This is a genomic window from [Rhizobium] kunmingense, assembly GCF_977018605.1.
The window spans coordinates 752525-772186 of the sequence record NZ_CDRNXG010000002.1; the positions used below are offsets into that span (position 1 = coordinate 752525).

Genomic DNA, 19662 nt, shown 5'->3' on the forward strand with positions numbered 1-19662 from the left:
CGTTCCTTTCATGAATTCATCGAGCAGTTGTTCGACAGGCTCAATGCAGATTTCGGAACAAAGGTCCGCGATCGCAAGCAATCCGGGTTGCATAGACCCATGACGTTGCGTCATGAATGGCGTACATGCGAGACACTCCGTCATGAGTGTCGACCCATCATTGAAGAGGTAGACGATGGTCCGTGACGAACTAGGGAGCCTGGCGGCATTCGTCGCAGTTGCCGAGGCGCGCAGCTTCACGCGGGCTGCAGGTCGCCTCGGCACATCGCAGTCCGCGCTCAGTCACCGCATCCGGCGGCTGGAGGTCCGGCTGGGCGTGACATTATTGTCGCGCAACACACGCAGCGTATCCGTGACCGAGGCAGGCGCGAGACTGCTGGAAACGCTTGGCCCGGCCCTCGACGACATCGAGGGCAAGCTCAACGCCTTGAAAGGCGACGGCACGCGGATCGCGGGGACCTTGCGGATCACCTCGGCCGACCACGCGGCCGAAACCATTCTTTGGCCAGCCATCAGAAAGCTTCTGCCTGGACATCCCGACATCCATATCGATGTCAGCGTGGACAACCGCTTCGTCGATATTGTCGCGGAGCGATACGACGCAGGAATTCGACTTGGCCACAACCTTGCGCAGGACATGGTCGCGGTACCGATTGGGCCGAGAGAGAAGCTGGCGCTCGTCGCTTCGCCCGCATATCTGTCCCGTCACGGTCTTCCCGAGACGCCGGAAGACCTGTCGCAGCATCGCTGCATCAACCGGCGCATGCCATCGCTCGACGGTTACCCGTCCTGGGAATTCTCCAAGGACGGCCGGCAGCATCGAATACGGGTGAGAGGTGCTCTTGCCTTCGACAGGCCCGAAATGATGATGGAGGCCGCGATCGATGGCTTCGGCCTCTGTTACGTCCTGCGATCCCAAGCCCAGCTATTTATCGATCGCGGGCAGTTGACGCAGGTCATGCAGGACTGGACACCTGAAATTCCGGGCTATCATCTGTATTATCCGAACGGGAGGCACAGGGCTCCGGCGCTCGCCCTTCTTGTAAAGGCGATCAGCCATGGCCGGGGCTGAACGTGTACGACCATTCTTCCGACACAGTAGAAACGTCCCCCCATGCCTCACGGTCGTCAGCGCGCGCGTGCTTGTTCCCTTATTTGCCGGATCGCCGCATTGAAGCCATTTGGTGTATTGCTTGACCCGGCTAATTTCCCAACGTTGACTTCATCAAGGCGCCGGCCAACAACGACTGTTGGTACAGCGGCGGCGAAACTGCGCTGCAGTTGCAGTGATCGCGGCACTGTAGCGTGTGGCATGACCTCTACGGACGTAACAGTGCCTTCCTTCAAACCAAGAGTAACCGTGACAAAGGATGGGCCTCCTCCATATTGCCCAGTCGCGGTGTAAGTCCCGTCCACATAGCGGTTTCGCTGGGAGGACGCGCTCGTCTGATCCTGTGCATTCGCTTCATCGCCGCCGAGCTGGAAAGCGAAGATCGCTGCGACGAACGCGGCAGTCGCCAAATGGTTCTTCAGTGGATTGCTTCTTCTCAGGTTCATCGGTCGTCTCCATTCTCTGCTTTAATTATCGACCAATTCGGTCGCATCTTCAGGGGCATCGACACCGGTCATACATCCTTCGGCAGACGTGCGAGAATTTTCTCGATCGTCAGCGGATAGTTGCGCACGCGAACCCCGGTAGCGTTGTAGACGGCATTGGCGATGGCCGCGGCGACGCCAGTATGACCAAGCTCACTCACGCCCTTGGCCTTCATCGGCGATGACATCGGATCCGGATGATCGAGGAAAATAACGTCCTGATGCGGGATGTCCGCGTGGACCGGCACTTCGTAACCAGCGAGATCATGATTGACGAAAAATCCACGTCGTTTGTCCACGGCAAGCTCTTCCGTCAGTGCGGCACCCACCCCCATCGTCATGGCTCCGATGACTTGGCTGCGCGCTGTCTTCGGATTTAGGATTCGTCCCGCATCGCATACGGCAAGCATGCGTCTGACACGGATCTCGGCAGTATCCGGATCGACCGCAACCTCAACGAATTGTGCTCCGAAGGTCTGCTGCTCGTATTTCGTCGCGAGGTCGCCCCATTCCATCGTGTCTTCCACGACGATAGCGCCATCCCGCGCCGCCTCCGTGAGAGCGATACGGCGGTCGCCGGAGTGTACGTAGCCGTCTAAGAATTCTGCGCCTGTTGCGTTAAAGCCGAGTTTGGCGGCGATAGCTTCTCGCAGCTTGATACAGGCGGCATAGACTCCAGATGTCGAGGAGTTCGCACCGCGCTGCCCGGCTGAACCGGAAGCTCTTGGAAAACTTGAATCACCAAGCGAGACCGCAACCCTCGTTAACGGCAGCCCGAGCATCTCTGCTGCCGTTTGCGCCACGATCGTGTAGGTTCCTGTTCCGATATCGGTCATATCCGTCTCGACAGTCACGATGCCATCGGTGCCAAGTCTGACGCGCGCCCCGGATTCGCGCGTTTTGTTCGCACGGATCGCAGACGCGACACCCATCCCGATCATCTTCCCGCCTTCTCTGACCTGTCCGGGTGTCCGAACGCGGTCTTGCCAGCCAAAACGCTCTGCGCCGACTGTCAGACATTCGATGAAATTGCGCGCGGAGAACGGCCGTGCCGGGTTTTCAGGATCCACCTGGGTATCGTTGAGAACGCGAAACTCGACCGGGTCCATGCCGAGCCGTTCAGCCATCTCGTCCATGGCGATTTCGAGCGCCATCATGCCAGAGGCCTCTCCAGGCGCCCGCATGGCGTTGGCCTCCGGGAGATCGAGCGTGGCAAGGCGCATGGCGGTGTGGCGGTGTTCACCCGCATAAAGGAACCGCGTGGGAATCACGGCCGTCTCAAGCGTGCCGCCGGCAAGATTGCCCGACCAGCTTTCATGCGAAATCGCCGTAAGCTTGCCGCTGGGCTCTGCACCCAGGCGAATGCGCTGTATGGTCGCTGCGCGATGCGTCGTGTTGTTGAACATCATGGGCCGCGTGTGGGCGACCTTTACCGGGCGGCCTGAAACGCGCGCGCCGAGAGCGGCAAGAACAGCATCCGCTCCCACAGTCGCCTTCCCGCCAAAACCGCCACCGACATAGGGCGATGCCAGCTGGAAATTCTCCTCCGGCATGTCGAAGATGAGGGCGAGGTCGCGCATCCCCCAGTTGATCATCTGCTGGGATGACCATAGGGAAAGCTTGTCGCCCTCCCATATCGCCAGGGTCGCATGCGGTTCCATCATCGCATGGCTCTGGTCGGGGGTCGTGTAGGTTTCTTCCAGCTTGACAGGCGCTTCGGCATAAGCACGGTCGAAATCCCCGACGCGCGTATCGGCATTTGCCTTATCAAGTTCGCGCGCAGCCTCGCGCGCTTGCTCCAGGTCGAAGCTACCTTTGTTCTCGATATAATCGATCTTGACGAGGCTAGAGGCGGCACGTGCCTCTTCGAAGGTATTAGCAACGATCAGCGCGACAGCTTGGTGGTAATGCTGGACCTCGGGGCCGGCCAGTGGTTTTGCGGCCAGAAACTGGCCTTGGCCGATATTCCCGGCGCTTTCGGCCGTGACAATCGCAACCACGCCCGGCGCCGCGCGCGCTGCGCCAAGGTCCATCGACGAAATCCGCCCCTTGGCGATGGCCGCGCCGACAATATAGCCATATGCAGCTTCAAGCGACGGATCATGCCATTCGTAAGCGTAAGTAGCCGTACCTGTGACCTTGAGCGGCCCGTCGATACGCTCGATCGGCTGGCCAACCACCTTCATCCGGTCAATCGGGTTGTTGGTGGCGGGTGTGTCGAATCTCATTGGTTCAACCTCTTTGCTTCGTTCAGGACGGCTCTCAAGGTGCGTTCCACCAGTCCGACTTTGAATTCATTTTCGTGCGTAGGCGTAGCGCCCTCCATCAGGAGACCGGCGACTGCGCGCGCGCCGCTCGTCATCTCGCCTTCCGCTGCCTCGACACGCCATGGTTTGGGAGCGACGCCGCCGACCGCGACGCGACCGGTCCCGTCGCTTTGCACGATCGCGCCGATCGAGATCAATGCGAAGGCATAGGACGCGCGGTCGCGCACTTTGCGGTAGACATGGGTGCCGCCGACGGGTGCAGGCAGGGTGACCGAAGTAATCAGTTCACCGGCCTCCAGTGCCGTTTCGATATGCGGCGTGCCGCCTGGAAGACGATGGAAATCCGCGATCGGGATCGTGCGGGCCGCACCATCCGGCCTGACCGTTTCGACCGTGGCATCGAGTGTGCGCATGGCGATTGCCATGTCGCTGGGATGGGTGGCGATACAGGCATCCGACACGCCGATCACGCCGAGCTGACGGGTAAAGCCGCCGAATGCCGAGCAGCCGCTGCCAGGCTGGCGTTTGTTGCAGGGCTGATTGGTGTCGTAGAAGTAGGGACAGCGTGTGCGTTGCATCAGGTTTCCGGCGGTGGTCGCCTTGTTGCGGAGCTGGCCGGATGCACCGGCGAGCAGGGCGCGAGACAGCAAACCGTAATCGCGCCGAACTCTATGGTCTGCCGCAAGATCGGTGTTGCGCACCAGAGCGCCAATCCGCAACCCGCCTTCTGGGGTGTCCTCAATGGTGTCAAGTGCAAGGCCGTTGACATCGATCAGATGCTCAGGCGTCTCGATTTCCAGCTTCATCAGGTCGAGGAGATTGGTGCCGCCGGCGATGAAGCGGGCGTTGGCGTTGGCGACGACGGATGCGGCCGCCTGCGCGGGTGTGGTAGCGCGCTCATAGGTAAATCCTCTCATGCTGGCCTCCCCGCAACTTCGCTTATTGCATCGACGATATTGGGGTAAGCGCCGCATCGACAGATATTGCCGCTCATGCGTTCGCGCAGTTCCATGTTGGTGATTTCTATCTCGGCATTCAGGTCGCCGCTGGTATGACTGGGGATGCCGGCCCTGATTTCCTCAAGGACGGCAACGGCGGAACAGATCTGTCCGGGCGTACAGTAACCGCACTGGAAACCATCATGCCTGACGAAGGCCGCTTGCATCGGATGCATATCATCCGGAGTACCAAGTCCTTCGATCGTTGTGATGTCATCGCCTTCATGCATGATGGCAAGCGTCAGACAGGAATTGATACGCCGGCCTTCGACGATGACAGTGCAGGCGCCACACTGGCCATGGTCACAGCCTTTCTTGGTTCCGCTCAGATGCAAATGCTCGCGCAGCGCATCGAGAAGCGTGGTCCGATTGTCGAGTTCCAACTCCCTGGGCGTTCCGTTGATCGTGAACCCGACGTAAGTCGAGGGCCTCCGGGCGGCATTAGCGGCCACCTGTGCACTAGTGGTAGAAGTGACTGCGTCCATTCCGACACAGGCCACCGTCGTTCCTACCATGAGGTCGCGTCGGGATATTTCCAGATGTTTCGGATTCTGCATTACGGCTCCTTCCAGATCGTGGCCAAAGGTCGGCTCTGTCTCGATCTAGGGGGCGCCACGTTCTGGATTAGTGGCGGCTAACAGGATGCCCCCATAAGCGGTGCTAATTAATCAAAAATATGTGAGAGCGGTTTTACCATAATGCCCCGCTACCCGAAGCCGCCTCGCCAAGTCTGCACCATTCAATAACCTATTGCGAAAGCTTCTGCGTGAGCCAATGGCTTGCTCGTGGAATAATTTGCGAGCCTTGGGAGCGCGACGGCCATCGGGCTGCCGTCACGGGCCAACGAACCATGGAGCTCCGATTTCGTCAGCGATGCATGCACTAATGGGCAGCAGTGTCCGCCCAAGGTGTCGAGCTAGTGGGCAAACACCCCGTCGAAATCCTAACCGATGCCGTCGGTCCGCAGTAAGAACAGCAGCACGAGGTAAGCGGTCAGCAGCCAGGACGTGATCTTGTGGCCGAGAGCTTCGGGCGAGCAACCGGACGTCGCCAGACAGCAAGCAGCGCCAGGACAAGCAGCAGGAAATCGACCGGCACGGCGAGCGCGAGCATATCATCACCCGAGAGACCGAACTGCCGACGAAGAGACGTGGTCGCGGTGGCAATGGCGACGACTGCCGAAAGGATAACGATCCATCGATACCAGTGATCGGCTCGGCCATCGTCGATATTGAAGGTGCGCACCGCGCGCGCATGGGAGACACGTAGAGGAAGGGAGAAGTGCGACCCGGGCTACAATGGAGATCGCCCATATTGTGATGACGGCCGTCAGATAGGCGAGGACGATTTCGCGCAGAAGCCCCGGCCATTCGAACAGTAAGGAAAGCGCCTGCGCTGCCGAGGATAAAGCCGCCGAGCATCAGCAGCCCGACCAGCAGACGTCCGCAAACCTGCCGACGCGACCTTGCGGCGTTTCCTTGTCCAAAGAGATCGTCCAGAGTCGCAGGGACCTCGTCAGCCTGTAGGCCAGCCAGGACAGGCCGGCACCGATGCCGACGAAGAGCGCCATGAGGGTCACGATGGTGAGCCCACCCGTTCCGCCGACCTCCGCCGTGAACACGCCACGCATTTCGTCGAAGCGATGCGGCATGAGCAGCCAGCTCTGCGCGAGCCGCGTCAGATGCCCATGCACGCTTTGAAGCACCGAAGACATCATCCCGCGGTCGATGCGCGCGGACGCAGTCGCCTCCGCTTCGCCGGCAGCTGCAATCGGCCGGCTCTCCGTGATCCTGGCCCCGGGAGGCGCGTTGCCGGACGGCTCCTGCGATTGCTCGATCCTGGTGGGAGCGACCGGTGCAAGCTGCGCATCGACCGGTGTTGCGGCGAGGTGGACCATGATCAGCGCCGCCAGCAGCGCGAGCATGGTTCGCGTCGCCAGCACTCGCCGGATCGAGGTCGAGCCGGATTTCGCCATCGGGTGATGGATTGCAATACCGCTGGGGAAGAAGCTCATGATGTGCTCTCAAACGACGATTGTGGATGGGGTGGGTCGCGACAGGACTTTTCCGCTGACGAGAAGGAATGTCCTTTCGGCTCTTTCTTGAAGTCGACCGGCGGCCTGCATGGTCTGGCCACCGGCCGGCTTCGCGAAAACATGTCCCTTCGCTTGTCGCTCTGACCTTGCTCAGCGCGCGATGAAACCGCCGTTGATGAAGACGGTCTGCGCCGTTACCCAGCTGCCGCCCGGGCTGACCAGGAATTCAATCAGCGGCGTGATCTCGTCGACCTCGCCAAGCCGGTTCTGCGGGCTCATGCCCGAGAGAAAAGCCTTCGAGTCGCTGGTTTCGACAGGATAGAAGAAGGACGTGTTGAGCGGCCCCGGCGCGACGGTGTTCACTGTAACGCCGCGGTGGCCAATCTCCTTGGCGAGCGAACGGGTGCACCTTGCCCTTTGCTACAGCGATCTGACCTTCTTTGTCGCCGGCGGACGTCTACGGCATCGGGACGCTGGTAAGGAGACCGCCGAAAGCATTGCCATTTGCTGCATCCTGTTGTTGTTTGGAGACAGCTTTGAGACCTGACTACTCTTTCAGATAGTCATTAGCCAACTGGTCACAAGACAGATTGGCGTAGGCCGCCATTGGAAAATCTGCATGTGCAAGTACGATTGCTACAGTGTCTTTCGGCTTCCCGCCTGCGGCTTGTGCCGGATTGGTGGTTGACAGAACTAGCGCAACGGCTGTAGCAAAATAAAAAGGCTTCATTGTCAGCTTCCTGAACCAAATTGGAGGTCGACGGCCTGCGCTGGCAGCCTTTGATTTGTCCGGCCCATGCTAACTGTCGAATGGATGTTTATGCACCACTCATAGTTTTGATCAGGGTGCAGGGTCACGGGGCTTCGTGCTCGCCCTTGATTGATCAGCTTGAGAGATCCAATCAGGAAATCAGGCCGGAGATCTCAACGACCAGCCCTCCCTGTAGGCAAGTGGTGTCGTACCAATTACACGTCGGAACGTGTTCGAAAAGTGGCTTGAATTCCCAAAGCCGCCCATCAGGGCGATTTCGGTCAGCGGCAAGTCTGTATCACGCAGATAGGTTTGGGCCCGCTCGATCCTGCGACGAATGACATAGGCGTGGGGTGGACATCCGACGGATTGTCGAAACGCCCTGCAAAGGTGCGGCACACTCAAACCGATCTCTTGCGCCATTTGCGCCAGGGTCAGCTCGGCACTGATATCCGCATCGATGCGTTCGATGATCCGGCTGAGCTTCAAGGCGGATAGCCCGCCCTTGTGAAGCGTGCGCACTCTTTGGGTCCTTCGCATCAGTTGGGCAAAGATTGTCGTCATATACCCATCGACGAACATGCCGCCAAATGCGCTGCCCTGATCAACCTCCGCCCCAATCGCGCGCGCAGCATGCAGGATGATGTCATCCTCGAAGCCGAGATCCGGCCCAACAGAAGAAACCATATCCTCGCTCGCATGTCCTTTGCCGACGAAAGCAGGATCGATGGATATGGAAAGATAGGCGGCACGTGATGCGCCGACCTCCCAGCCGCGCCACGCGCAGCCAGCGGGGATGAATAGAAGCGCCCCCGGCTTGCGCCGGGTGAAGTCGGCTCGCCGGCCATCGAGCCAATACTGTCCCTCTTCACTATCCCCCTTGAGATTGAGCAGCAGCAAATGCCGTTCGGACACGATGGAAGTTTCTTCCCGTTGAAGACCTGTCCGCTGCACGATTTGTGCCTGGACGAAGTCCCATGTGCGGGTCCTTCTCGACACCGTTTGGCAAACTCCCTCTTTGAAGGTCGTTGGATGCGTCGTCACCATGTGCGTCATCGGTCGCGCTCCCCTTCGATGGGTAGAACGGACATTGGTGCGCCACGAAGTTCACGCGTTTTGTATAGATAGTCACCCAAGCCAGACACGAAGGATGTCAATCGCTGGCGCAGATGTGGCGGCAGAGCCAGATAAGCGTTGGTGAGCCGCTGTCCCTCGACGCTTGAGGCAAATGTGACATGATCGTTCGGTGGCGCCTGCACTTGCACTGGGCCACTATCGTTTCCGGGTAGGCCCTCGTAAAAGCGGCTGACTGGAACATGAAAGAAGCGCCCGATTTCAAAGAGCATCGACGCACTGATGCGGTTCTTCGCGCTTTCATATTTTTGCAATTGCTGGACACTGATCCCAAGTCCCGCGGCAAGCTTCTGCTGCGTGGTGTGGGCCTGCAGGCGCATGAACGCCACTTGCCGTCCGACATGCCGATCGGCATGATGGGGCGGTTCCGGTGAATGTCCTGCCGAATGAGAATGCTGTTCGTACTGCTGAACCTTGCGGTGCTGCATCTTGCGCTCCCCGTCGAGAGAGTTTGTCGCGGTCCGTCCCCGCGAGAACTCACTAAACCTCCGAGTGATCGGGGAGTTCGAAACTGTACGAGACAGCCCTATGGCCTTTAGTTCCGGAGAACCTGGACATACGCCACAGGCTCCCCGACCCGAAAGGTCAGAGAGTGTGATGCTGTACCGACCAGCATCAGTCGCTCGTAGGGGTTTCGACGCCCCAAGGCAGCACGTACTGCCTCAACTTGAAAATAGCTCATGGCTGCGGTGAGCGCCAGCGCTATCATGACGAAAGACAATGAAATCTCGTGGTTTAGCGTGTGTTTAAATAGGCTTCCAACTGTTCATGTGAGCGATTTTATCGCTATCGCCTACGGGAGACTGCAGTTCAATTAGCCGCGTTTTAGCCATGGATACATCAGCCGCTTTGCCGGCGATGAATTCGCATTGAGCCGGCCTCCGTACGTGTCCTTCTAGGAAACTCCAGAAACTTTTCTTAATGCGATAACACACCTCTCCTCCCACTGATCGCTAGCCTTCCTTCACATCCACCGCGATGTCTGCGGTAAAATGGAAGGTCATTTCATGCGCTGGTTATCCCAATCAACATCGTCGCATATCCGATTGGGCATCGGCGCTCTCATGCTCTGGCATGTCTTCGTCTCCGCGTCACAGGCTGCCGAGCAGATGCCGGTGACCGTCGTCATTGCCAGGGAGCGCGCATTAACGGAAGCGATCCCGGTGGTCGGCTCACTTGCCGCTCGCGAAGAAGTTCAGGTCCATGCCCTCATCCGGGGGCAGGTGATCGATCATATACTAGCCGAAGTCGGGCAAATGGTCGAAAAGGGTCAGCCTCTCGCCTTGCTCGACACCACCGAAGCGCGCATGCTGCTGGACAAGAATTCCGTCAGTATGATGCGTGCACGTGCCGCGGCGGCGGTTGAGCAAAGCCGACTGAACGTAGCCGAGGTCAGGCTGAAAGAGGCGGCGAAAGTGTTGGAGCGGAGCAGGGCGCTTCAACCGAAAGGCGCGGTTTCGCAACAGCTTCTCGATGAACATGAGAACGCTTATGCACGCGCGGTTGCCGAGTTCTCACTTGCGAAGCAATCATTGACGTTGATCGAAGCCGACGCGGCAATTATCGCGCATGAGCGAGCCGCTATCGAGCTGACAATCGAACGCGGCACGGTGCGGGCGCCCAAGGGCGGGTTGATTTTAAGGCGCACGGCAAAGGTTGGGGCTGTTCCGGAAAGTCTGGCGAACCCGTTGTTCGTGATTGCCGAGGACGCTTCCATTGAATTTGTCGCGCAAGTCACCGAAACCAGTTTCGTCAAATTGAGCGAAGGCATGCAATCCGAGATAAAGCTGGTGGGCTATGACGGGATGCTTCATGGCGAACTGCGATTGAATGCCGCCGAGATAGATCCGGTGACGCGCAACGGCGAAGTCCGCATCGAGTTCGCACAGGCCGAAGGGCTGAGGCCCGGCATGTTCGCCCGTGGCGCCATCCGCGCCGCGATACGCCGCAACATCATCCTGCCCGGCAGCGCGGTAAAGACCGCTGGCGGTGCCAGCAACGTATTCATCGTCGATGATGGCGTTGTCGATGTGCGCCCGGTGATCGTCGGCACAAGGCAGGACGGCTTCGTCGAGATAGTTGACGGAGTACGCGATGGCGAAATGGTGGTGCTCAAATCCGGTAGCTTCCTGAAGCAGGACGAAAGGGTCCGTCCAGTCCTAGCCCAGGTCGAGCCGATGGCGTCAGATGGACTGGCGGCCGCATTTGCGATCACGGCAATGGAGACTGCGCAATGAACGGCAACATCTCCGCGTGGGCGGTTCGTAACCCGCTTCCCTCGATCCTCATCTTCGTTATCCTGACCGTGATCGGCCTCTACAGTTTTATGAGACTGCCAATTACCTATTTCCCGGCCATCATAACTCCATCCGTCAAGGTGACGATCGAACAATCCGGTGCCACGGCGGTGGAACTCGAGACCGAGGTTGCCCGGCTGGTCGAGAACGCCATCGCGTCCCTACCGGCCGTCAAGGAATTGTCATCGACGCTCGGCGACGGACGCTCGGTCACAAAGGTGGAATTCGAACTCGGCCTTGTCTCGCCAGAACGAGCCATGGCCGATGCCCGCCTACGCGCAGTTCCAGCGGCAGCGTGTCTGGCGGCAGCTCGCCTATCGGCGACCCGAGCAGGTCACGGTCGGTCTCCTGGGTCTCGGCGCGCTCGGCGCCGCGTCCGCAGCCCGTCTGAAGGAAGCCGGCTTCAACGTGATCGGCTGGAGCCGTGCTGCCAAATCTTTGGACGGTGTCGAAACATTCCATGGGGAACAGGGTCTCGACCAGCTTCTGAGCCGGTCGGAAATTCTGGTCTGCCTGCTGCCGCTGACCGGCGAAACGAAGGGGCTGCTCGATGGCACCCGGCTTTCCATGCTGCCGAAGGGTGCTTCCCTGATCAACTTCGCCCGCGGTCCGATCGTCGTCACCGACGCGCTGATCGCGGCGCTCGGTTCAGGTGCTATGAAACATGCGGTACTCGATGTTTTCGACGTCGAGCCGCTGCCTGCCGACAATGCAGTGTGGGATCATCCTGCGATCACCGTCCTGCCGCATATCTCGGCTCCGACGGATCGGGAGACGGCCGCCGCGATCGTCGCCGGCAATATCCTGACCTATCGCGAAACCGGCGCACTTCCACCCACCGTCGATCTGGCGCGCGGCTATTGAAGCCTGCCGCGCCATGATCCGACCATCATCACGACATCTCTTTTGGGAACTGAACGGACATGACCTCTTCTGAACGCATCGTCTATGTCGACGGACATTATGGCCCGGAATCGCAGGGCAAGGTTTCGATCTTCGACCGTGGTTATCTCTTCGCGGATGCCATCTACGAAGTGACCTGCATCATCGGCGGCAAGCTGGTCGATTTCGACGGCCACATGGTCCGCCTTGTGCGCTCCCTGAAGGAACTCGACATGCCGATGCCGATGAGCCCGCAGGAACTGCTGGCCATCCATCGCAAGCTGGTTGCCGACAACAATGTCGACGAAGGCCTGATCTACATGCAGATCTCGCGCGGCAATGCCGATCGCGACTTCAACTTCCCGTCCAAGGACACGCGGCCGGTCGTGGTCATGTTCACCCAGGCCCGTCCGGTTCTGGAAAGCCCGCTTGCCAAGCGCGGCCTCAAGATCATCACGCTCCCCGATATCCGCTGGGGGCGCCGTGACATCAAGACCGTGCAGCTTCTATACCCCTCGATGGCGAAGAATGCCGCCTATGAAGCCGGTGCAGACGATGCCTGGCTCGTGCAGGACGGTTTCGTCACGGAAGCCTCCTCCGCCAATGCCTATATCGTCACGGCCGACGGCAAGATCGTTACGCGCGGTCTGACCTCCGACATTCTCCACGGCATAACCCGTGCAGCCGTTCTTGGTTTTGCACAGGAAGCGGGCTACGTTCTGGAAGAGCGCCCGTTCAGCGTTGTGGAAGCGCTTGCGGCAAAGGAAGCTTTCATCACCTCAGCCACATCTTTCGTCATGTCGGTCCTGTCGATCGATGGTCAGATGATCGGTGATGGCAAGATCGGTCCGGTCAGTGGGCGCTTGCGGGAAATCTATATCGATAAGGCCGTCGGCGCGCGGAGATAAGTCAAGCCGCAATTCGGCTGAATAGGCCGCGCGCTCTGAAAATCGCGCGGCCTATTCGGTTCCCGTCTAGAGCCATTTTCAAAACGAAAGTAACGCGCCAGATTTCAGGGCGTTAAGAGATCTAAGGTTCGATTCCCTTAAAGACCGAACTATATCCTTAGCGTGAGCTCTACCGGCTATGCACGCCGGTTCAGCAGCAACATGAAAAAACAGCGCGCCGATCAGCGTCGCGATCAAGCCGGCCGGGATTTGATAGGAGGCGGTACTTTATTGGTGCGTCCGACGAATTAGGCAATCACATTAACGCACCGCCGATCAGGGCCGAGCCGATGAACATCGCGAGGTCAAGATTTGTGACATTAGCCGTGCCATCGGTTGAGCACCTCATGTCAACCCGCGCGGGATGGCACGGCGTTTGCGTCTTTAGTTTCATCGAAAGGAATTTCAGTGGAACTCAAGCACATCCGATATTTCGTCAGTGTTGCCCGCCACCAGAGCTTCAGCAAGGCGGCAGCGGAATTGAAAATCGCCCAGCCGGCGATTAGCCGGCAAATACAGCTGCTAGAGGAGGAGCTGGGGGTCAAGGTTCTCTTCAGAACGACCCGCGGTGTCGAACTGACTGCGGCAGGCGAAGAGCTCTATCGGAAGGGCACCGAGGTGCTGGAGAGCATGGAGCAACTGTCCCGATCGCTCCGCTCACGCGCCGGCCGGACGCATGGAAAGGTCTCGATCGGTATCCCGCCGTCCTGCTCCGAACTGCTGGCACCGCTCATCATCAATCACTGCCGCACGGAACTTCCCGATGTAGAGCTCAGCATCATCGAAGGCATGACGGTCTTCCTCGACGAATGGCTGGGATCGGGGCGGATCGATCTCGCCATTCTCTCCGGCGTACCTTCCAAGACGTCGACGCTCTATTCGCCGTTCGCAGAGGAAGAACTCGTCCTGGCGGGCTCGAAAGATCTGATCGGTCTGATTGCCGGAGAGATAAGCCGCGAGGAACTAGGCTCACTGGACTTGATCCTGACCAAGGCCTTTCGCATGGGGGTCGCCCAGCAGATGGGGATCGACGTTCAGCTGCTGCGCTGTGCCATCGAGATCGACAGCGTCCCGGCGATCAAGAAGATCGTCTCATCCGGCCACTACGCAACGGTTCTGCCGCGTTCGCTGATCACCCAGGTCGATCAGGATAGTGGCCTCGTGGTCAGAAGCCTCGCCTCCAAGCCGCGCCGCACGTTATTCATCGGCGCCCATCCCCGATTGGCGACGTCCTCGGCGATCAAGGCAGTCAGGGATGTGCTGCTGGGCTCGGTGCGAAGCGCCCTCGTGGTGCCGGACCTCAGCCAGAAGGATCGCCCGTTCGACTTCTATCCCGGCCGGCAACCCTCCAAAGCCAGCGAAGAGCTTCCGGCATAAGACTTATAACAGGAAAGTCTTAGCCAGGTCCCGCAGAAGCCACTAGCCTGCCTGTCAATCAAAGAAACAAAGGGGATCACAATGAAGGCTCGCAAGTTCATCGCCGCCGCCACGGCCTTTCTCGCACTATCCTGCTCCGCTGCTTACGCTTTCCCCGATAAGCCGGTCGTCGTCAACGGATGTCAGCCTGCTGGCGGCGGCAATGACCGCAACATGCAGGCGATCATTCCCTTCGCCAACAAGTATCTCGGCGAAACGATGATTGCCCAATATCGCCCGGGTGCCGGCGGCACGCTGGCGATGCAGGAATTGAAGGGATTCGAGCCGGACGGCTATACGCTGGTTGTCTGCGATCCTGGCGGTGCGATCTTCGGACCGATTGCACAGAGCCTCAAGTTCGACGCCGATTCCGCGATACCCGTCGCACGCATCGCTTTCGTGCCGTGGATCCTGACCGTCAGCGGTGACACACCCTACAGGACGCTTGCCGATTTCGTCACGGCGGCCAAGGCCGATCCGGGCAAGATCGACGGCGCCATCGCCGATATCGCGTCCGCCGATCATTATGCGTGGCTGCGCTTCACGCGGGTGACGGGCCTCGGGCCGCAGGGCCTGCGCTGGGTGCCCTATGGTGGCGGTGCGGCAAAGCTGCGCGCCATGCTGGCAGGCGAGAGCAAGGCGGATATGCTGCTTCCGTCACTGATCAAGGACCCGACCAAGGAAGGCACGATGCGTCCGCTGGCCGTCGCTTCCGAAACGCGGCTGGCCGACTTTCCTGACGTGCCGACCTTCAAGGAACTCGGCTACGATCTCGTCGAGGGGCTGAGCATCTCGATCTTCGCGCCTCCCGGCACCTCGAAGGAGAATGTCGACATCCTGCGCAAGGGGCTTTCCGACATCAGTAAGGATCCGGAATATCGCGAAATCTACGCACGGTTCGGGCAGGACATCAGCGGTTTTATCACTGGTGCCGATGTCGAGGCCGATTGGGCTTCGACCTGGAAAACGGCCCCGGAACTGCTGCGCTCTGTCGCGAGCAAGTAAGAATGACAAGCTATCGTGGAGTGACTGCCTCGGCCGAGGCACTTTGCGCGGCGCTGGTTCTGGTGCTTGGCGCCGCTGCCTATATGGCGGTGCCGAGCCTCGTTTCCGGCTGGGCTTTCGCCATGCCGGGAACGACAGATACCGCACTTTCCCCCACTTTCTTTCCGCGCATTCTGCTCGTCGTGATGATGATTTCGGCTGCGATCGTCATTATCTCGGCGCCGCGCAGGAAGGAAGAAATCCCGCTCGCGACCACAAGCGGATGGGAGTTAGGGCGCACTGCGATCATTGCCGCGTTGCTGATCGCTTACTTTCTTGGGCTCAGCGTCTTTGGGTTCATCATCAGTTCTATCGCCTTCATGGTCGCGGTCACATTCCTGCTCGGTTACAAAAGTCCTGCACTGTCGTTCGGCTTTGCGGTCTCAATCTCCGTCATAACCGCGCTCGTGTTTCGCTACGGCATGAACGTTCTTCTGCCTGCGGGCATGTTCAATTTCGGCTTCTAGGAATGAGATGATGCTTGATTCTCTTGCCAGCGCCTTCGCCAGCGCAATGCATATCGACGTTCTGCTTGCGGTCTTCGCCGGCACTGTGATCGGCGTGGTCATCGGCGCCTTGCCGGGCCTGACCGCCACGATGGGCATGGCGCTGCTGTCGCCTTTTACCTTCTTCCTGAGCCCCGTTGTCGGCATCGGCTTCCTGATCGGGCTCTACAAGGGAGGTACTTTCGGCGGCACCATTTCGGCCGTGCTGATCGGCACGCCGGGTACGGCATCGAATGCCGCCACGATGCTCGACGGCTATGCTTTGGCGCGTAAAGGCGAGGCGGGCAGGGCGCTCGGCCTGTCGCTCTGGGGATCGGTTGCCGGCGATATCTTCGGCTCCGCCTGCTTGATTATCGGCGCGCCATTAATCGGTGCCGTTGCACTCAAATTCGGCAATCCGGAATTCTTCGCGCTGACAGTCTTCTCCTTGACCATGGTCGCCTATGTGTCCGGCAATTCATTGGCCAAGGGCATCATGGCGGCGTCCATCGGCCTGGTTCTCGCGCTTGTGGGCGGCGATCCGATCGGCGGCTCGCCCCGTTTCACCTTCGGCATTCAGGATCTCGGCGCCGGTATTGGTGTCATTCCGCTGGCGATCGGCCTGTTCGGCATGGCCGAGGTGCTGATCCAGCTCGGCTCCTATATCCATGGAACGGCGGAAAAGCCGCATCCGGTGCGTCATACTCCATTTCCCGCGCTGATCCGCGAACTCAAGGGCTACTGGCGAACGATTCTGCAGAGCTCGTTCATCGGAGCCGTCATCGGTGCGCTTCCGGGTGTCGGCGCGGAAACTTCGAACTGGGTGGCTTACGGACTGGCAAAACGTTTCGCCAAGGCCCCTGAGAGCTTCGGAAAGGGCAATGTCGAGGGCGTGATCGCGCCGGAGGTCGCCGCCAATTCCGTCTGCGGCGCCTCCTTCATCCCGACGCTTCTGTTCGGCATTCCCGGCGATATCGTCACTGCCATCCTGATGGGGGCGCTGATCGCCCAGGGGCTTGAGCCCGGACCGACGCTGATCTCGGAACATGCGGATGTCTTCTACGCGCTCTACATCACCATGTTCACCTCCATGGTTTTCCTTGCGATCGTCGGCCTGTTCGCCATCCGTTGGGGCAGCCATATCCTGCGGGTCCCGCGCCCGCTGCTGTTCGCTGCCATCACCGTTCTCTGCTTTGCGGGCACCTATGCCATCAATGCGAGCCTGTTTGATGTCGGCATGATGATCGCCTTCGGCATTCTTGGCTGGGGTATGCGCAAACTCGACATTCCGGTAGCACCGCTCATCCTCGCCTTCATTCTCTGCGGCACGATCGAGAATTCCATCCGGCGCATGCTGGTCCAGAGCGGCGGCAGCCTTGCGCCGCTTGTCGAGCGACCGATCGCGCTGACCTTTCTGGTCCTGACGGCCCTCGTCGTGATCAGCATCATTCATCGGCAGGTGCGCGGGGTTCCTTCGCCAAGCCACCACTGAACGTTTCAAAAAAGCAGGAGTACAGATCATGGCAAAGCGAGCAATCGCTGTGGGAGACGTGTTGCCTTCATTCGAGGCATATCCGATCGCGGTGGAGGCAGACGGGCTTCTTTATATCAGCGGCCTGCGCGGCGGCCGGCCGGACGCGACGCCGACCCGGTTCGATGAGCTTCCGGCCTCGTTCCACGAACAAGCCCAGGGCTTCACCATGGCGGACTCCATGGAAGGTGCTTTCTCTGCCGACGCCTGGACCGTGCATGAGAACCTCGAAAAGGTGATGGTCGCGGCCGGCAGCGATGGCAGCCAGGTGCTTCGCCAGCACGTCTGGCAGAAGGACAAGCGCTTCTTCCCGCAATATGAGCGCGTGCGGATCGAATGGCAGAAGGTTCCGTCACCGAGCTCCGGCCTCGGCGTAGCCGACATCGCCGGCCGCTTCGGCCGCTACTATGGGATCGATGCCCTCGGCGTCGTGCCGGGCAAGAACGAGCGCTATCCGGAGCGTGCCACGGTGCGCACTTTCGACAACAAGGACCTGCCGAGCGCATCCTATTATTCGCAGGCCGTGCGTTGCGGCCCACTGATCTTCCTTGCCGGCCATATTCCGATCCAAACCGACAAGCCGGGCAAGCCGTTGGTACGCTCCTACGATGACGTGCCGGAAGAGGGCCGCATCCTGATGACTGGCCGTAGCCACCCGGACAGCCGTCACGGCCCGATAGCGGCGCAGACCTGGTACACCTATGACCAGATCCGCAAGAATCTCGCTGCCCAGGGGCTGACGATGGACGACATCATCCAGGTCACGATCTTCCTGCAGGATATCCGCGACTTCGGCGCATTCCACAGGGTTCACCGCCACTTCTTCCCGGAAGGCGGCCCGGCGATGACGGTGACGGGATTCGACGAGGTAGGCCATCGCGGCACGCTGATCGAGATCGAGCCGACTGCACTCGACCCACAGTCCAAGCTCGAGCCGAAGGCGCTCGCATGGCCGATCCCCGCACCCTTCGCAGGGCCGGCGGCCGTGGTGGGCGGTGACGTCGCTTTCTTCGCCGGCATGCTCGGCCTTGATGCCCAGGGCCATCTGGTTCGCGACGCGCGCGATATCACCGATGCGGACGGACACCATGTGGTCGCAGACCTCGAGGCGCGCGAGCGCGTACCGGGCCTCGCCGCCCAATGCTGGGCTGCATGGGCCCTGCTACGCGACACGATGACGAATGCCGGCATGCCGCTCGATGCACTCACCAAGACGACGGTATATCTGCGGCATGCGGAAGATCTGGGAATCTACGAGGCGATCCGCTCCTGCTTCATCCGCGACAACCTGCCGGCATTCGACTGCGTCGTCGTGCATGGACCGGGGCCGGTTGCAGAGGCGCTGGTGCAGATTGAAGCGATAGCATCAACATCTGATGTTTGACCTCAGCCTGTTTGCGAACTGGGGTTTCGTGCTTGCCAGCGTGGTCGTCTTCGCAGGCTCGATGCTGCAGGCCGTGACGGGTTTCGGATTTGCGATGTTCGCCGCGCCAATGCTGGCGGCGATCTCGCCCGACCTCGTTCCCGGTCCCGTCCTACTGCTGACCCTCATCTTCACGATGGGGGTCATCCGCCGAGAGTGGAAGAATGTCGACTGGCCTGGCCTCGGCTGGATCCTCGCCGGCCGGTTGCCGCTGACGCTGGTGGCGGTGCTGGTCATGGGATATATTTCGCGTGACGCGACGACGGTTATTTTTGCACTCTTCGTGCTTGCCGGCGTGGCGCTGAGCCTGACGCGGCTGCGTGTCGCGCCGAGCGCGCCCGCGCTGGTGATCACCGGCGGGCTCGCCGGATTCTTCGGTACGGTGACGTCGATCGGCGCCCCGCCGCTGGCGCTGATCTACCAGCACCAGAAAAGCAGCACCGTACGCGGCACGCTGGCCGTCAATATCGTGGTCGGCTGTACCTTCTCGCTCGTCATGCTGTTCCTTTTCGGCAGTATCGGGACACGGGATCTGGTGCAGGCATCCGCGCTTGTGCCGGCTTCGATGGCCGGCCTCATCTGCTCATCCCTGATCGTGAATAAGATCAATGATCAGATCCTGCGCCGCCTGCTGCTCGGCATCGTCGCGATCGCTGCCGTCTTCGTGCTGTTTCGAACGATGGTCTCGGCATGACAAGGTGGTTGCCTGATCTCCAAGGTGCAGAGGACATTCGACCGGCGCTCGACAGTCTGACATCTCTCTAGGTGGAGGTCGGCGACTGCATGTGGCTGTACGAATAGGGCCCGCAGGTCCGCCATTGCCCGCCGCCTTCTTCGCTTCCGCCATATGCTTTAA

At 60.0% G+C, this 19662-nt stretch carries 18 protein-coding genes and 3 pseudogenes; 11 read left to right on the plus strand and 10 right to left on the minus strand.

The window, feature by feature from the left end; translation table 11 throughout:
• Nucleotides 1–175 precede the first annotated feature (175 nt).
• Nucleotides 176–1072 carry a LysR family transcriptional regulator gene (locus AC0JZ4_RS21995; RefSeq protein WP_471888605.1) on the plus strand — a complete coding sequence of 299 codons (897 nt, stop codon included), beginning with the start codon at nt 176–178 and terminating at the stop codon, nt 1070–1072.
• A 56-nt stretch (nt 1073–1128) separates the two neighbouring features.
• On the opposite strand, the gene AC0JZ4_RS22000 is transcribed toward AC0JZ4_RS21995, so the two are convergent.
• The 10 genes and pseudogenes from AC0JZ4_RS22000 to AC0JZ4_RS22045 all read right to left on the minus strand — a co-directional run bounded on the left by AC0JZ4_RS22000 (nt 1129) and on the right by AC0JZ4_RS22045 (nt 9209).
• On the minus strand, nt 1129–1557 hold the full coding sequence (locus AC0JZ4_RS22000) for a hypothetical protein (RefSeq protein WP_471888606.1): 429 nt from the start codon (nt 1555–1557) through the stop codon (nt 1129–1131).
• 68 nt (nt 1558–1625) lie between these two features.
• Nucleotides 1626–3824 carry an aldehyde oxidoreductase molybdenum-binding subunit PaoC gene (gene paoC / locus AC0JZ4_RS22005; protein ID WP_471888607.1) on the minus strand — a complete coding sequence of 733 codons (2199 nt, stop codon included), beginning with the start codon at nt 3822–3824 and terminating at the stop codon, nt 1626–1628.
• A complete protein-coding gene (locus tag AC0JZ4_RS22010) occupies nt 3821–4780 on the minus strand; it encodes an FAD binding domain-containing protein (protein WP_471888608.1) in 960 nt (319 codons plus the stop codon). The genes paoC and AC0JZ4_RS22010 overlap by 4 nt, the downstream gene beginning before the upstream one ends.
• Complete coding sequence (gene paoA / locus AC0JZ4_RS22015) at nt 4777–5418, minus strand: aldehyde dehydrogenase iron-sulfur subunit PaoA (protein WP_471888609.1); 642 nt, start codon at nt 5416–5418, stop codon at nt 4777–4779. The genes AC0JZ4_RS22010 and paoA overlap by 4 nt, the downstream gene beginning before the upstream one ends.
• 436 nt (nt 5419–5854) lie before the next feature.
• Nucleotides 5855–6106 (minus strand): hypothetical protein, encoded by a 252-nt coding sequence (locus tag AC0JZ4_RS22020; RefSeq protein WP_471888610.1) that lies wholly within the window; start codon nt 6104–6106, stop codon nt 5855–5857.
• Between the two features lie 175 nt (nt 6107–6281).
• Entirely contained in the window at nt 6282–6875 is a 594-nt protein-coding gene (locus AC0JZ4_RS22025; RefSeq protein WP_471888611.1) for a hypothetical protein, read from the minus strand.
• A gap of 171 nt (nt 6876–7046) precedes the next feature.
• A pseudogene (locus AC0JZ4_RS22030) lies at nt 7047–7292 on the minus strand (SDR family oxidoreductase); the annotation flags it as partial.
• A 151-nt stretch (nt 7293–7443) separates the two neighbouring features.
• Nucleotides 7444–7626: a hypothetical protein gene (locus AC0JZ4_RS22035; protein WP_471888612.1), complete on the minus strand. Its 183-nt coding sequence runs from the start codon at nt 7624–7626 to the stop codon at nt 7444–7446.
• 180 nt (nt 7627–7806) lie between these two features.
• Nucleotides 7807–8703 carry a helix-turn-helix domain-containing protein gene (locus AC0JZ4_RS22040; protein WP_471888613.1) on the minus strand — a complete coding sequence of 299 codons (897 nt, stop codon included), beginning with the start codon at nt 8701–8703 and terminating at the stop codon, nt 7807–7809.
• Nucleotides 8700–9209, minus strand: a complete 510-nt coding sequence (locus AC0JZ4_RS22045; protein WP_471888614.1) for a helix-turn-helix domain-containing protein — start codon at nt 9207–9209, stop codon at nt 8700–8702. Before AC0JZ4_RS22045 ends, AC0JZ4_RS22040 begins: the two co-directional genes overlap by 4 nt.
• A 579-nt stretch (nt 9210–9788) precedes the next feature.
• Here AC0JZ4_RS22045 and AC0JZ4_RS22050 point away from each other — a divergent pair.
• The 10 genes and pseudogenes from AC0JZ4_RS22050 to AC0JZ4_RS22095 all read left to right on the plus strand — a co-directional run bounded on the left by AC0JZ4_RS22050 (nt 9789) and on the right by AC0JZ4_RS22095 (nt 19500).
• Complete coding sequence (locus AC0JZ4_RS22050; protein ID WP_471888615.1) at nt 9789–11018, plus strand: efflux RND transporter periplasmic adaptor subunit; 1230 nt, start codon at nt 9789–9791, stop codon at nt 11016–11018.
• A pseudogene (locus tag AC0JZ4_RS22055) lies at nt 11015–11305 on the plus strand (efflux RND transporter permease subunit); the annotation flags it as partial. The gene AC0JZ4_RS22050 and the pseudogene AC0JZ4_RS22055, both read left to right, overlap by 4 nt.
• A gap of 37 nt (nt 11306–11342) precedes the next feature.
• A pseudogene (locus AC0JZ4_RS22060) lies at nt 11343–11942 on the plus strand (NAD(P)-dependent oxidoreductase); the annotation flags it as partial.
• A 59-nt stretch (nt 11943–12001) separates the two neighbouring features.
• On the plus strand, nt 12002–12868 hold the full coding sequence (locus AC0JZ4_RS22065) for a D-amino-acid transaminase (RefSeq protein ID WP_471888616.1): 867 nt from the start codon (nt 12002–12004) through the stop codon (nt 12866–12868).
• A gap of 447 nt (nt 12869–13315) precedes the next feature.
• The gene (locus tag AC0JZ4_RS22070) at nt 13316–14284 is read left to right on the plus strand and encodes a LysR family transcriptional regulator (RefSeq protein ID WP_471888617.1); all 969 of its coding nucleotides are present in this window, start codon (nt 13316–13318) and stop codon (nt 14282–14284) included.
• An 81-nt stretch (nt 14285–14365) separates the two neighbouring features.
• Nucleotides 14366–15328, plus strand: coding sequence for a Bug family tripartite tricarboxylate transporter substrate binding protein (locus AC0JZ4_RS22075; protein ID WP_471888618.1), 963 nt, complete (start codon nt 14366–14368; stop codon nt 15326–15328).
• 2 nt (nt 15329–15330) lie between these two features.
• A complete protein-coding gene (locus tag AC0JZ4_RS22080) occupies nt 15331–15834 on the plus strand; it encodes a tripartite tricarboxylate transporter TctB family protein (protein WP_471888619.1) in 504 nt (167 codons plus the stop codon).
• A gap of 10 nt (nt 15835–15844) precedes the next feature.
• Nucleotides 15845–17344 carry a tripartite tricarboxylate transporter permease gene (locus AC0JZ4_RS22085; protein WP_471888620.1) on the plus strand — a complete coding sequence of 500 codons (1500 nt, stop codon included), beginning with the start codon at nt 15845–15847 and terminating at the stop codon, nt 17342–17344.
• Nucleotides 17345–17372: 28 nt separating this feature from the next.
• Nucleotides 17373–18767 carry a Rid family hydrolase gene (locus AC0JZ4_RS22090; RefSeq protein ID WP_471888621.1) on the plus strand — a complete coding sequence of 465 codons (1395 nt, stop codon included), beginning with the start codon at nt 17373–17375 and terminating at the stop codon, nt 18765–18767.
• Nucleotides 18760–19500: a sulfite exporter TauE/SafE family protein gene (locus AC0JZ4_RS22095; RefSeq protein WP_471888622.1), complete on the plus strand. Its 741-nt coding sequence runs from the start codon at nt 18760–18762 to the stop codon at nt 19498–19500. The genes AC0JZ4_RS22090 and AC0JZ4_RS22095 overlap by 8 nt, the downstream gene beginning before the upstream one ends.
• Nucleotides 19501–19662: the final 162 nt, after the last annotated feature.